The 12,444-nt window shown below is 64.9% G+C and carries 13 protein-coding genes, 1 tRNA gene and 1 pseudogene; 6 read left to right on the top strand and 9 right to left on the bottom strand.

The window, feature by feature from the left end; genetic code table 11:
- Positions 1-391: 391 nt before the first annotated feature.
- The 3 genes from V8324_RS16915 to V8324_RS16905 form a co-directional block, all read right to left on the bottom strand.
- Entirely contained in the window at positions 392-577 is a 186-nt protein-coding gene (locus tag V8324_RS16915) for a helix-turn-helix transcriptional regulator (protein ID WP_336421096.1), read from the bottom strand.
- 226 nt (positions 578-803) lie between these two features.
- Positions 804-890, bottom strand: a tRNA-Leu gene (locus V8324_RS16910).
- Positions 891-994: 104 nt separating this feature from the next.
- Positions 995-2,371: a peptidoglycan-binding domain-containing protein gene (locus V8324_RS16905; RefSeq protein WP_336421095.1), complete on the bottom strand. Its 1,377-nt coding sequence runs from the start codon at positions 2,369-2,371 to the stop codon at positions 995-997.
- An 80-nt stretch (positions 2,372-2,451) separates the two neighbouring features.
- On the opposite strand from V8324_RS16905, the gene lipB reads away from it, so the two are divergent.
- From lipB to V8324_RS16880, 5 genes are all read left to right on the top strand, one after another.
- Entirely contained in the window at positions 2,452-3,141 is a 690-nt protein-coding gene (gene lipB, locus V8324_RS16900; RefSeq protein ID WP_336421094.1) for a lipoyl(octanoyl) transferase LipB, read from the top strand.
- A gap of 167 nt (positions 3,142-3,308) precedes the next feature.
- A complete protein-coding gene (locus V8324_RS16895; protein ID WP_336421093.1) occupies positions 3,309-3,698 on the top strand; it encodes a c-type cytochrome in 390 nt (129 codons plus the stop codon).
- A 359-nt stretch (positions 3,699-4,057) separates the two neighbouring features.
- Positions 4,058-4,957 (top strand): 5-bromo-4-chloroindolyl phosphate hydrolysis family protein, encoded by a 900-nt coding sequence (locus V8324_RS16890; protein ID WP_336421092.1) that lies wholly within the window; start codon positions 4,058-4,060, stop codon positions 4,955-4,957.
- Positions 4,958-4,969: 12 nt separating this feature from the next.
- Entirely contained in the window at positions 4,970-6,166 is a 1,197-nt protein-coding gene (locus V8324_RS16885) for a toxic anion resistance protein (RefSeq protein WP_336421091.1), read from the top strand.
- Between the two features lie 8 nt (positions 6,167-6,174).
- The gene (locus tag V8324_RS16880) at positions 6,175-7,122 is read left to right on the top strand and encodes a DUF2927 domain-containing protein (protein ID WP_336421090.1); all 948 of its coding nucleotides are present in this window, start codon (positions 6,175-6,177) and stop codon (positions 7,120-7,122) included.
- A 229-nt stretch (positions 7,123-7,351) separates the two neighbouring features.
- On the opposite strand, the gene V8324_RS16875 is transcribed toward V8324_RS16880, so the two are convergent.
- Positions 7,352-7,552: a hypothetical protein gene (locus tag V8324_RS16875; protein ID WP_336421089.1), complete on the bottom strand. Its 201-nt coding sequence runs from the start codon at positions 7,550-7,552 to the stop codon at positions 7,352-7,354.
- Positions 7,553-7,586: 34 nt separating this feature from the next.
- Positions 7,587-8,679, bottom strand: a pseudogene (locus tag V8324_RS16870) (transposase).
- Between the two features lie 297 nt (positions 8,680-8,976).
- Between V8324_RS16870 and V8324_RS16865 the strand changes: the two are divergent.
- Positions 8,977-9,975, top strand: coding sequence for an IS630 family transposase (locus V8324_RS16865; protein WP_442970559.1), 999 nt, complete (start codon positions 8,977-8,979; stop codon positions 9,973-9,975).
- Between the two features lie 96 nt (positions 9,976-10,071).
- Here V8324_RS16865 and queF read toward each other — a convergent pair whose 3' ends face one another.
- The 4 genes from queF to queC are packed head-to-tail and all read right to left on the bottom strand — an operon-like array spanning position 10,072 to position 12,343.
- Positions 10,072-10,536 (bottom strand): preQ(1) synthase, encoded by a 465-nt coding sequence (queF, locus tag V8324_RS16860; protein ID WP_336421088.1) that lies wholly within the window; start codon positions 10,534-10,536, stop codon positions 10,072-10,074.
- Between the two features lie 33 nt (positions 10,537-10,569).
- The gene (gene queE, locus V8324_RS16855) at positions 10,570-11,310 is read right to left on the bottom strand and encodes a 7-carboxy-7-deazaguanine synthase QueE (protein ID WP_336421087.1); all 741 of its coding nucleotides are present in this window, start codon (positions 11,308-11,310) and stop codon (positions 10,570-10,572) included.
- Positions 11,289-11,645 carry a 6-carboxytetrahydropterin synthase QueD gene (queD, locus tag V8324_RS16850; RefSeq protein WP_336421086.1) on the bottom strand — a complete coding sequence of 119 codons (357 nt, stop codon included), beginning with the start codon at positions 11,643-11,645 and terminating at the stop codon, positions 11,289-11,291. The genes queE and queD overlap by 22 nt, the downstream gene beginning before the upstream one ends.
- Entirely contained in the window at positions 11,645-12,343 is a 699-nt protein-coding gene (gene queC, locus V8324_RS16845; RefSeq protein ID WP_336421085.1) for a 7-cyano-7-deazaguanine synthase QueC, read from the bottom strand. The genes queD and queC overlap by 1 nt, the downstream gene beginning before the upstream one ends.
- Between the last annotated feature and the right edge of the window lie 101 nt (positions 12,344-12,444).

The raw sequence follows: 12,444 nt of genomic DNA, 5'->3' as shown, positions 1-12,444 counted from the left end.
CGCCTGCTTGTGAAGAGAAATCAGCATGCCCGCCTCCCGTCCCGAACCTCGCGCAGGATCGACCTTGCCACAAACAGCCCAGAGCGGCGAGGGTCCATGTGATCATCCGGGATAGAACACTTAAGGCCAATCTCATCGTGCGTTGGGTATTCACCAATCCGAGCTAGCAAAAGCGATTTCTCGAGATGGTGGACCAGTCCGGCGGTGCACTCAAAGGGTGTCATTTGACCCAATGCATCGGCACGGCTGGAGACACGCAAATTAGCCAATCGCTCCCGGAGGGCCTGTATTCAGCTCCTTGGCTCAGATGCGCCGATCAGGGAGCTACCATTGCAAAAGGGTGACTGAAGCATTCACCCTAGCCACCCTTGCTCCCGTTCAGGAGCGTCGTTCAGGCGCTTTCGCGACCCTCCAGCCGAGACTGAAGCCAGTCCAGCACTTCGTCCTCAACCCATCCCACTCTGTTCGGGCCCAGCTTTACCCGCTTGGGGAATTTGCCTGACTTTTCCAGCCATGCGATATGTTGTGACGAATACAAAACCAACTCCTTCAGCTGGCGCTTTGAAAGTGTCCTCATCACGATGTCTCCATGATTGAAGAGCATCGCGATGCCCAGGGTTACGAAAATACCTAGATATTAAGAGAGTAACGCGAAGATCGCCATCCGGGAAGGTTCTCTTGGGTTCGCAGCTTAGATGAACATAGAACTGCACTACTTCACGCGCATCAGGGTGGACCAAATGGGGGTCCACACCCACAACCTGGAAATTAATGCAATGTTTTCAATTTATTAGGGTCTATTATGGTGCGGTCGAGAAGACTCGAACTTCCACGGGTTTTACCCCACAGCGACCTCAACGCTGCGCGTCTACCAATTCCGCCACGACCGCTCGTGATCAGACTGTGCGCTTCATAGGCAAATGCTGCAGGATTGTGAAGGGGCAAAAACATCGCCCCCGCACAGTTTTTTCACGTCCGGCCCAATCGCCCCCCGTCACTCCAGCGCGAAGGTGGGCAGGCTCGAGGCGGGTTGCACCGTGTCTGCTCCGGTGCGGGCCTTAGCGCCCTGAGATCTGAACGCCGCCTTTCGAATCAGCGCGTTACGCTCGGTGTTGCCTGGGGCAAAGACCGGCTCTGCCCCGTTCTCGAGGGCGGTGACCGCCGAGTCGTACCACGCCATCGCCAGATCGGGGCGCCGTGTCGTGCCGAACCCCTCGTTGAGGTGATGGCCCAGAAGCTCGCCATAAGGCTCTTCGCCAAGCGCCGTCAGCAACAGGCCCGAGCCGAGCGCGATGTTCATGTCGTCGATCCGGTAGCCCACCGACAGGCAAACCTTGGCCGTGCCCGCCAGTTGCGCCGGCGATTGACCGGATTGCAGCACGAAGCCGCGAACATTGCTGATCACCTCGTCCCGCGGGCTGAGCGACACGGCCGCCACGTAGTCGCGCATCGCGGGCCCGAAGGCGCGACACTGTTCCTCGAGTTGATCCGCCGTCACGCCCTTCAGCGACGACGCCATCGTCTCGCCCTCGGCGATGGCGTAGGTGCGGGCGATGCAGAACTGTTCGTTGAGCGCGAATCGCGGGTCGCTCAGCGACGCCTCGGTCACGAACCCGCCGTTGGAATTGGTGATAAGGCTAACCTGGTTGCAATGCGAGGCCAGCGACGGCCCGTCTCCACCCGACGCCATGAAATTGGGCAGAGCGGAGCCTTGCTCGGCTTCTTGCGTCTGTGCCGGCGCCTGGGACGCGCGTGCCGCTTCGGGCACCGCCGCCATCACGGGCGATTGCTGCTGCGGCGGTGACTGCTGTTGCTGCTGTTGCTGTTGCTGTTGCTGTTGCTGGAACGCGGGCGCCTGCGTCGCCGCGTAGGTCGGTACACCTGCCGCCTGGTCGCGGTAGGCGTGCAGCAGGCCGCGGGTGCCCATGCCGCGCTGCGCGATCAGCTGCGACGTCGCCGCCCCGCCGCTGGTCGCGCGGTAATAGGAACTGATCAGGAACTGCCGCTCGTAATCGGCCAGATAGCCGGTCGCCGGATAGCCCATATGCGCCTGGAACTGGGACGTGGCACTGCGCGTGTTGCGGCCGCGCACACCGTCTGGCGTGCCCGCCGGAAAACCGAAATAGTTGAGCGCGGTCTGCTCCTCGCGCACCTGCTGGCGGGCAATCGAATTCGACGGCACGTAGACCCTTCGTGTTACCGTGCCGCGTTTGCGCTCGCGCGCCTTGGCGCTTTCATTGACGATAATGCCGCTGACGGCCCCGCCAACCAGCCCACCCACCAGACCGTCCTTGAAATCCGCCGCCGCCCAGCTTGCGGGCAGGGCCACCGTCGTGGCTAGGGCGGCCATCAGAATTTTCTTTGAAACCATCTCTCGTCTCCCTTAATTCAGTTCAGAGCATGCGCGCAGCATATCACAACTTTCGCGCATCCCGTCCATCGAGTTGGCCCATGACACCGCAAACCCGCGTTGAAATCGATCAAAATGGCGTGGAATGGCACATCTCCGCCGATCTCGTGCCCTATCCCGAGGCCGTCGCGGTGATGGAGGATCGCGCCGCGCGAATCGCCTCTGACGGGGCGCCAGAGGCGATCTGGCTTCTCGAACACCCGCCGCTTTACACCGCGGGCACCTCCGCGCGACCCGCCGACCTTACCGATCCCGACAGGTTCCCGGTGCATGTCACGCGGCGCGGCGGGCAGTACACCTATCACGGCCCCGGCCAGCGGGTGGTCTACGTGATGCTCGATGTGGGCCGGCGGGGCCGCGACGTGCGCCGTTTCGTGCAACAGCTCGAGGCGTGGGTGATTGCCACGCTGGCCGAGTTCAACGTCACCGGCGAGATCCGCGAAGGCCGCGTCGGCGTCTGGGTCGCGCGCGACGACAAGCCGCTGACTGCGTCGGGGCGGGTGAGCGAGGACAAGATCGCGGCGATCGGCATCCGCCTGCGCAAATGGGTCAGCTTTCACGGCATCTCGATCAATGTGGAACCGGATCTCGGCCATTTCTCGGGTATCGTGCCCTGTGGCATCACCGAGCATGGCGTCACCAGCCTGGTCGATCTGGGGTTGCCGGTCACCATGGCCGATCTCGACGTGGCGCTGAAGCGATCCTTCGACCCGGTCTTCGACCTCGCCTGAGCGCCCGTACTCGGACGCTGTGGCGCGACCGGGCGCTCCCTCGATGTCGCACGGTCGCGCGGGTCCGGGGCACGGTTTCCTGCCATGGCTTCCAAATTGCGCCTTGCAGCACAGGAGGTTCCCGATAAGGTGCGTTTCACGCAACCAAACCGTACAAGAGGTAGCCAATGAAAATACTTATCGCCGCATCCGCAACGCTTATCACCCTTGCCATGCCCGTCCACGCCGCGGGCGATGCCGAGAAGGGCGAGAAGACGTTCAACCAGTGCAAGGCCTGCCACATGATCGCGTCCGAGGACGAGACCATCGTGAAAGGGGGCCGCGTCGGCCCGAACCTATACGGCGTGATCGGGCGCACCATGGGCGGCGTCGAGGATTACAGATATTCCGACGGGCTCGCGGAGAAGGCCGACGAGGGCGAGGTCTGGACCGAGGAAAAGCTGGCCGAATATGTCAAGGATCCGTCCGAATACATCGGCAGCCGCTCGAAGATGACCTACAAGCTGCGCAAGGGCGGCGAGGATGTCGCGGCCTATCTCGCGACCTTCTCGGACTGAGCGCCCGAATTCGCCCCGAATTCGCAACGCGCGACATGCGCCCCACCGTCCCGGCGATTGCCTGCCGGGACGGGCAGGGCAGGCGGGCAAACCCGCCAGGCACGACAGCGCGCAGGACATCGTGCCCGACAGGCCTGCGGCCCGGCTTACATCTTGCCCGAAATACCCGAACCCAAACGCAGGACGTCCGGGGTTCCGCTCGCCCATCTTCCCCCTAGCAAGCCTGCGCGCCTTGGCCTACTCTCTGAGGCGAACAAGACCGTAGGCGGAAACCTCATGAGCGGGACGGGACTGCAGAAACTGGCCTTCTTCCTGTTGCTGGCACTGATCCTCTTTGTCGCGGCAACGGGGGGCGTCTGATGGCGCGCCGGTTCAGCGGGCAATACAGTCCGGGACATGACCAGGACGCCCCGGAGCCCGCCAAGGGCGGCTTTCGCGGGGCGCGGCGCACCCGCGTGGGCGGGCGTGTCAACCTGCTGTTCTTCGCGCCGCTGCCGCTGGCGGTGCGGGCCTTCGGATCCGGTCCTGTGGATCTGGCGATCAACCTCTCCGCGCTCGGGCTGCTGCTGCTGGCCGCGTGGCTGACCCGCGAGGGGCTGCACGCCGAGGAAGCCTATGACGCGCGCCGGATCGCGCGTCGTCCCGCAGTGCCGCGCAAGATCCTCGCCTCGCTCTCCACGGGAGTCGGGCTTGGCCTCGCCGGTGCCGCGGCGGGCAGCGACCTGTTCGCGCCGGTGATCTACGCAGCGGCCGGGGCAGGCTTGCATGCGCTTGCCTTCGGGCTCGATCCGCTGCGCGACAAGCACGCGGGCGACATCGACAGCTTCCAGAGCAGCCGTGTCGCCCGCGTCGTCGATCAGGCCGAGGATTACCTCGCCGCCATGTCGACCGCTATCCGCCGGGTCGGCGACCGCGCGCTCGAGGCCCGGCTGGAGCAGTTCCAGGCCACCGTGCGCGACATGCTGCGCACCGTCGAGGACGATCCCCGCGACCTGACCGCGGCGCGCAAGTATCTGGGCGTCTACCTGATGGGTGCGCGCGATGCGGCGGTGAAATACGCCGATCTCGCCACCCGCGCGCCCAACCCGGAAGCGCGCGAGAATTTCCTCGCGCTGCTGTCGGATCTCGAACGCAATTTCACCGCCAAGACCCGCGCGCTGATGGCCGATAGCAGCACCGATCTCGATATCGAGATCGAGGTGCTGCGGGAACGTCTCGAGCGCGAGGGCGTTCACCTTGAAACACCGGATACCGCGTAGAGAGGACATGCCATGTCAGAGACCACACGCCGTCAGGCCGAGGCCGCGCTCGAGGATGTCGAAACCGTGAGCCGCAGTACCCTGCCGGACCCGGCCGAGGCCGACGCACCCCTGTCGCTCGATCAGGCCGACGCGACGCAACGCGCCGCGATCAACCGCCGCCTGGCCGAGATCGACATGACCGACACCCAGTCGATCGTGTCCTTCGGGGCCAAGGCGCAGGCCGAGTTGCAGGAAATCTCGCAATCCATGCTGCAGGGCGTGCGCAACAAGGATGTCGGCCCGGCCGGCGACAGCTTGCGCGGGATCGTGACCACGATCCGCGGCTTCTCGGTCTCGGAGCTGGACCTGCGCCGTGACCGGTCCTGGTGGGAAAAACTATTGGGCCGCGCCGCCCCGATCGCCAAGTTCAGCGCCCGTTTCGAAGAGGTGCAGGGCCAGATCGACCGTATCACCGAGGACCTTCTGGGCCATGAGCACACGCTGCTGAAGGATATCAAGTCGCTCGACAAGCTTTACGAAAAGACGCTGGCCTTCTACGACGAGCTGGCTCTCTACATCGCCGCGGGCGAGGCCCGGCTGGAGCAGCTCGACGAGACCGAGATCCCCGCCAAGGAGGCCGAGATCCTGTCCACGCCCGAAAGCGATCAGGTAATGACGGCGCAGGAGCTGCGCGACCTTCGCGCCGCGCGCGACGATCTCGAACGCCGGGTGCACGACCTGAAACTGACTCGGCAGGTCACGATGCAGTCGCTGCCCTCGATCCGGCTGGTGCAGGAAAACGACAAAAGCCTCGTGACCAAGATCAACTCGACCCTCGTCAACACCGTACCGCTGTGGGAGACGCAGCTGGCACAAGCCGTCACCATCCAGCGCTCGGCCGAGGCCGCCGCGGCGGTGCGCGGCGCCAATGACCTGACCAATGAATTGCTGACCGCCAATGCCAAGAACCTGCGCGACAGCAACAAGGCGATCCGTCAGGAGATCGAGCGCGGCGTCTTCGATATTGAGGCCGTGAAAAAGGCCAATGCCGATCTAATCGGCACGATCCAGGAAAGCCTGCAGATCGCCGATGAGGGCAAGGCGAGGCGCGCCCGCGCCGAAGAGGACCTGCAAAAGATGGAAGCCGAACTACGCGACACGCTCGCTTCGGCCAAGGCGGGGCGTGGCGGCGGTGAAACCGGCGGACGCGCCGCCCAGAGGGGCTGATCCACACCATGCGGCACAGGTACCGGGCAGGTCTGGCAGCGCTCGTGCTCGCAGGGCTTGCCGCCTGCGAGGCGCCCGTGCAGGATACCGCACCACGCGCCGAGGCCCGCCCGCCGGAGGCCGCACCCCCTGCCGATCCCGCCCCGTCGGCGCAAAGCCGTCAACTCGCCGCCTATTACGCCCGGATAGAGCGCGCGCTGCGCGACCGCGGTCTCCTGCGCACCGATGGCGGCGGGCCGGACACGCCCTTCACCGATACAGACATCATCCGCAATTTCGAACGGATCGTGTTCCATGACGAATACGCCCCGGGCGAAGGGTACCGCCCCTCCTCGGGTGCGTCAGGTGGCTTGCGCAAATGGACCGGGCCGGTGCGCATTGCAGTCGAATTCGGCGCCTCGGTGCCCTCGGGTCAGCGCGCCGACGACCGCGCCATGGTAGCAGGCTATGCAAGGCGCCTGTCCAGGGTCACGGAGCATCCCATCAGCACCGGCGCGCGCGATCCCAATTTCCACGTCCTCGTGCTGGGCGAGGATGACCGCGCCGAGGGTCTGGCGCGCGTCCGCGAGATCGTGCCGGATCTGGATTCTGCAACGCTCAACGTGTTCCGCTTCATGCCGCGCACCATTCACTGCCTCGTGGTCGCGTTTTCCGGCGGCGGCGACCCCCACCGCTACACACGCGCCATCGCCTGGATCCGGGCCGAGCATCCCGATCTGATGCGCCGCGCCTGTATCCACGAGGAAATGGCCCAGGGGCTGGGGCTGGCCGATGACAGCCCCGCCGCGCGCCCCTCGATCTTCAACGACGACGACGAGTTTGCCCTGCTCACCCGCCATGACGAGATCCTGTTGAGCCTGCTCTACGATCCCGCCCTGCGGCCCGGCATGACCCCCGATCAGGCCCGCCCCATCCTGCGCCGCCTGATCGGGGCGCGCGGCGCGGGGCCGGCATGACGATGTCATCGTAGGAGATGCATTAAAGAAAAAGCAACGAGCCCCTTGGCGGCGTCTTCACTTGGGCAAACCAATCCATTGCGCAGGCGAGTGATACGAACGCTCTGACGGATGACAGATTTTTCTCACAGCGCAGGGCGATCCGCCGGAACCTTCTGATACGATTGAAGAAACATTCGACGAGATGCCACTTCTTGTAGAGTGTCCAGTCGATGGGCTGCGCGCCTGATCACAAAAGGTTTTGTTCGAGCTGGGCACTGGCCTCGAGGTTGTGGGTGACAAACCGACGCAGATGATCAGCGTCACAGGCCGCATCCGCCATCCCATGCCCGACGCACTCCAGTCCTTCGATCTGGCCGCGCGGGTCCTGTCGCGAAGTTGGTAGATGAAGTGGTTGCCGCCCTCCCCACGCGGCATCGTAATGTTCCATGACAGTGATCTTTGGCCCAATTATACCAACGGCCTTAGCTTTCGATCGCCTTGGCGTATTCTCGGGTGGTGACCGCGCGCACGGTGGCGATGTCGGTGGCGAAGAAGTTCCAAGCGTCACGGCATCGTGCCACGATCTCCTCGCGGGGTTCGAACACGGAGATGGCGAGGCGGTTGGCGCGCAGGCGGGCCCGGACGTGCTCGAGAGGGTTGATCTCCGGGGCATAGGGCGGGAGCGGCAGCAGGGTGATGGTGTCGGGCACCTTCAGAGCCTTGGCGCCATGCCATCCGGCATCGTCGAGCACCAGAACGGCATGTGCGGCCTCGGCGTCGGCGACGGTGCGGGAGATCTCGGCGAGGTGGGGGTTGGGCATGAGCAGCGCGGCGGTGGCTCCGCGGTCGGGGCGCAGACGGCGCCGAAGATACAGGCCAATGTAGGCCCAGGTGTCGCGGGTGTCGCGCGGCGCCCGGATGCGAGTGAGTTTGCCCTGCTGGCCGACCCGTGCCTCATCCCGATCCGCAGGGCCGCGCAGCGAAACGACATCTCCAGGGGTTTGTCCCGGGCGTGCTCCGGCAGGGGGTCGGTTACGGTCGCGGCGACGTTTTTGTGAACGCCTGTTGGGCCCGGGGTCGGATGTCGGGTGCTGCCGGCGCACCGAGAGCCGGCGAAATCCGAGCCGCGGCCAACGGCTTGCCCACCCTGCGCTCGTGCATGGCGGCGCGAGAGGCGCACCGCGATCCTGCGCTGAAGGTCGACGCGGCGCCAGCGCACCACCCCCGTCCACGGCGGGGTCGGGCCCCTCGCGCACCATCCGTGCCGGGTCGGCCTTCTGCTCAGCGCTCGGCCGCGGCGCGGGCCCGGTCGAGCGGCGGTCGGACAGCCCCGCCAGCCCGTCGGCTTTGTCGCGGTGCCCGTTCGTCGGGAAAACCCTCCACCGGACGGTTCTCCGATCCTCCTCACCCCCCTAGCGTCCGCCGGTCCATCTCGCAGGTCTCGGCCGCCGTCTTGCGGTCGGCACCCTCGAGAACCAGCCCGATCGCCAACATCCGCCGCGCCGCCTTGGCATCCTTCGCCGTCGCCGCCGCAACCCGAAGCGCGCGCCGACAAATCCGTTCGTGTAACCGCAACCGCCATCGAACCCTCCATGCTTCGATGAAAGGGGCTGACAGCAGTGAACCGAAGCGAAGCCCGCGAGGGTCACCGACAGGGGCCGTAGGTATCAGCACCCGTATACGCCGTGCACACGGGGAGCACGGATCAAGCCTGATGGGAATTCTGCATCGGAATGGGAGCAACCCGCTCTGCTCACCCGGCACCGTTGTTATCATCATGAATACGCTGTAACTTTGGGAGGCACCGGCGAGGGAGCGAACGGCGGTTCGATTAAACTTAGGGACGATGCGCGCGCTTTTCTGGAAGCATGATTGCGCAGGCACAAGGCCGCGCGGTCCCTTCCGGACAGGTGCCGGACCGTTCCGAGATGCCCAGAGGGCCTGTCCAACAAGGCGGTTTCCGCCGAGCTTGGCCGCTCTCGGCACACCGTTGGCAAATGGCGAAAGCGTTTTGCCGAACATCGTATCGAGGCGCTGTCGGATGAAACCCGTGCAGGGCGTCCACGCAGCGTTCCGACGAACAGGTTGCCGGACGTCATCAAGCGCACGCTGGAGACCGCGCCGAAGGATGCGACCGACTCGTCGATCCGCTCGCTGGCTGCGGAGACCAGTTTGTCGCATACCGCGATCCGCCGCATCCGGAGTGCGTTCAAGCTGTCCGACGATCCGCTTCTGGTCGACGAGATGCAGGATGTCGTAAGGCTTTACATGTCATCTCCCGACCTGGCCATCGTGCGTTGCGTTGACGAGAAGTTCCGGATCGAGGTGCTTGATCGCACGGAGCCTGTCCTGCCCGTGGCACCCGGCATACCCGAACACCGCATGCAAACCTATGCCTGCGTCGCCCCGACATCGTTGTTTGCCGCGCTCGACATCGCCACCGGCGCGGTGATTGGAAAATGCTGCAAGCGGCACCGGGCGACCGGGTTCCTCGACTTTTTCAAGCAGATCGACCGACGTATGCAGGGGGAGGGACCGGAGGTGCATCTGGTGATGGACAACCACGCGACGAACGAGACGCCGCGCGTGAGGGCATGGCTGGCGGGCCAACCTCACTGGCACATCCACGTCAAGCCAACCTCCGCAAGTTGGCTGAACCGGGTCGCACGCTGGTTCGCAGAATTCGCACGCAAACAGATCCAGCGCGGCGTGCATCGATCAGTCGAAAAACTGGAGACGGATATATGGTTTTCGCCGTGGCGCATAACGGTAAGCCCAACCGCGAAAAATGGGTCAAATTCGCCGATGAAATCCTCACTACGCCAAGCGCTTCTGCGAAAGAACACTGCCGGGGACTGCGGATGCGCGTGACTAGCCGTCATCTGATCTTTCCAGGCAAGGATGTTTTCGCCCAATACCAGTATCCGTTACCCCGCCGTTATAGGGATCTCATGCTGGTGCGTCACATCAGCCGCGGCCGCGGTAGGCAGGCACGCCCTGATCGGGGATCCAGACGCCCTCGGGGCACGTGCCTGTCTGCCAGAAGACGTCGATGGGGATGCCGCCGCGCGGGTACCAGTAACCACCGATGCGTAGCCACTGTGGGGCGAGGAAATCGACCAGCCGCCGCGCGATGGTCAGCGTGCAATCCTCATGGAACGCGCCGTGGTTGCGAAAGCCGGTGAGGTAGAGCTTCAGCGACTTCGATTCCACCAGCCACTGGCCCGGCACGTAGTCGATCACCAGATGCGCGAAATCGGGCTGGCCGGTCATCGGGCATAGCGAGGTGAACTCCGGCGCGGTGAACCGCACGTTGTAGCTTACGTCGGCCTGCGGGTTCTGCACGCGTTCGAGCACCGCCGCGTCAGGGCTTTGCGGGATCTGCGCCGCGCCGCCCAGCTGCTTGAGATCCTTGTAGATATCGTCGGTCATTCCCGGTCTCCTGCCAACTTTTCTGAAATTGCTTCATACCCCGCGCTGGTTGCCCCAGATCTTCACATGCAGTTGCGGCAGTACTGTGGCGCCGAACCAGCCATCGCCCGTCACCCGGTCCACCAGCCAGCGCATCCGCGCGTCGATGCCACCCTGGTCCACTACCGCGCCGTCATCGTCGGGCGGGGGCGGCGTGTGGTTGCCCGGTTGCAGGTAGAGCGGCAGGTCGGGATGGCGCCCGGCCACGTCGCGCGCCCATTGGTAATCGCCCTCGTCGAAGATCACGATCTTCAGCACGGTGGGCGCGTCCCGCGCCGCGTCTCGGCAGGCGTCGAATGCGGCCCAGTCCACGACAATGCCCGACGAGGGGGGCTTGGGGCTGAGCACCAGCATGTCGAGATCCGCGAACCAGTCGCGGGCGACGCTGCCTTGGGTCTCCAGTGCGAAGCGGTAGCCGCGCGCGTGGCCCAGCCCGATCAACGTCCCGAGCGGCTGGATCGCCGGGTTGCCGCCCGACAATGTCACCATCAGCGGCCGGTCGCCCGAGAGCCTTGCCACCTCGGCCATCACGTCATGGGCGGTCATCGGCGCCCATGTCGCGCGGTAGGCGGCATCGACAGCGTGCAGGCTGTCGCACCACGAACAGCGGTAATCGCAGCCGCCGGTGCGCACGAAGACCGTGGGCTGGCCGATCAGCGCGCCTTCGCCCTGGATCGTCGGGCCGAAGATCTCCGAAATGCGGATGGGGTCGGTCACGGCCGGTATTCCGCCCATGTCTTGGGGGTTTCGCTGACGCGAACTGCTGTCACCTCGGGCCAGCGGGCGCGGCACCAGTCGAAGAAATGACGGGCCATGCGTTCCGCGGTCACGCAGTCGTCGCCGAGGACGTCGTTGAGATGCCGGTGGTCGAGCGTGTCGTCGATATACGCCTTCAGTTCCGCGAGGTCGTGGTAGTCGCGTACGAAACCGTGCCGGGTCAGATCCTCGGAAGCCAGTTCAATCACCACGATGTAGTTGTGTCCGTGCAGGCGGGCGCATTGATGCGTCGGCGGCAGGTCTAGAAGCTGGTGCGAGGCGGAGAAGTGAAATTCCTTGGTAATCCGGTACATCAGGCGCCCCTTTCGGCCAGCGCCGCCAGCCAGTAGTCGGGATCGTCATACTCGGTCGGGTCGGCGACATCGGCGAGGTAGAACGCCTCGCGCCGCTCGACACAGGTGCCGCAGCGCCCGCAATGGATCTGCCCGCCCTTGTAGCACGACCATGTCTCGGCGAAGGGCACGCCGTGGCGCGCGCCGTCGGCGACGATATCGGCCTTTGACCCGTCGATATAGGGCGTGTGCAGCCGCACCTGCGCCACCCCGTCGAGCGCGGCGTCCTGCATCACCTGAAAGGCGCGAGTGAAAGCGGGGCGGCAATCGGGATAGATGAAGTGATCGCCGCCATGGACTGCGGCGGCGACCGCATCGGCCTGTTGCGCGGCGGCCATGCCGAAGGCCACCGTCAGCATGATCGCGTTGCGGTTGGGCACGATGGTGATCTTCATCGTGTCCTCGGCGTAATGCCCTTCGGGCACCGCCACGTCGTCGGTCAGCGCCGATCCGGACAACGCCGCGCCGATCTGGCGGATGTCCACGACCCTGTGCGGCACCCGCAGGCGCGCGGCGCAGGCCGCGGCATACTCGACCTCCTTCACGTGGCGCTGGCCGTAATCAAAGCTGAGCAGCGTGGTCAGCGTGTCTTCCTGCGCGACCTTGTGGGCCAGAGACACGGAGTCCAGTCCGCCGGAGCAGATGACGATCGTCTTCATGGTTGGTCCTTGTTTTGAGCGGGTAGGCTGCGACCGCGTGCTTGGCAGTTAATCCCGAATGGCGCCGAGGGCAAGCGCGGGGGAGCGTTGAATGCGGCGTC

This window comes from Roseovarius sp. D22-M7, assembly GCF_037083785.1.
In the GTDB taxonomy this organism is placed as follows: Bacteria; Pseudomonadota; Alphaproteobacteria; order Rhodobacterales; family Rhodobacteraceae; genus Roseovarius.
The sequence above is the reverse complement of the archived record's forward strand: the minus strand, read 5'-3'. Positions and strand labels throughout refer to the sequence as shown.

What these genes read in the sequence shown, in the direction of transcription:
- queC (WP_336421085.1), bottom strand. Translation starts at nt 12,343, where the DNA reads ATGAAGACGATCGTCATCTGCTCCGGCGGACTGGACTCCGTGTCTCTG.
- V8324_RS16915 (WP_336421096.1), bottom strand. Translation starts at nt 577, where the DNA reads ATGAGGACACTTTCAAAGCGCCAGCTGAAGGAGTTGGTTTTGTATTCG.
- V8324_RS16875 (WP_336421089.1), bottom strand. Translation starts at nt 7,552, where the DNA reads ATGGAACATTACGATGCCGCGTGGGGAGGGCGGCAACCACTTCATCTA.
- queF (WP_336421088.1), bottom strand. Translation starts at nt 10,536, where the DNA reads ATGACCGACGATATCTACAAGGATCTCAAGCAGCTGGGCGGCGCGGCG.
- lipB (WP_336421094.1), top strand. Translation starts at nt 2,452, where the DNA reads ATGACACCGCAAACCCGCGTTGAAATCGATCAAAATGGCGTGGAATGG.
- V8324_RS16880 (WP_336421090.1), top strand. Translation starts at nt 6,175, where the DNA reads ATGCGGCACAGGTACCGGGCAGGTCTGGCAGCGCTCGTGCTCGCAGGG.
- V8324_RS16890 (WP_336421092.1), top strand. Translation starts at nt 4,058, where the DNA reads ATGGCGCGCCGGTTCAGCGGGCAATACAGTCCGGGACATGACCAGGAC.
- V8324_RS16905 (WP_336421095.1), bottom strand. Translation starts at nt 2,371, where the DNA reads ATGGTTTCAAAGAAAATTCTGATGGCCGCCCTAGCCACGACGGTGGCC.
- queE (WP_336421087.1), bottom strand. Translation starts at nt 11,310, where the DNA reads ATGGGCGGAATACCGGCCGTGACCGACCCCATCCGCATTTCGGAGATC.
- V8324_RS16885 (WP_336421091.1), top strand. Translation starts at nt 4,970, where the DNA reads ATGTCAGAGACCACACGCCGTCAGGCCGAGGCCGCGCTCGAGGATGTC.
- V8324_RS16895 (WP_336421093.1), top strand. Translation starts at nt 3,309, where the DNA reads ATGAAAATACTTATCGCCGCATCCGCAACGCTTATCACCCTTGCCATG.
- queD (WP_336421086.1), bottom strand. Translation starts at nt 11,645, where the DNA reads ATGTACCGGATTACCAAGGAATTTCACTTCTCCGCCTCGCACCAGCTT.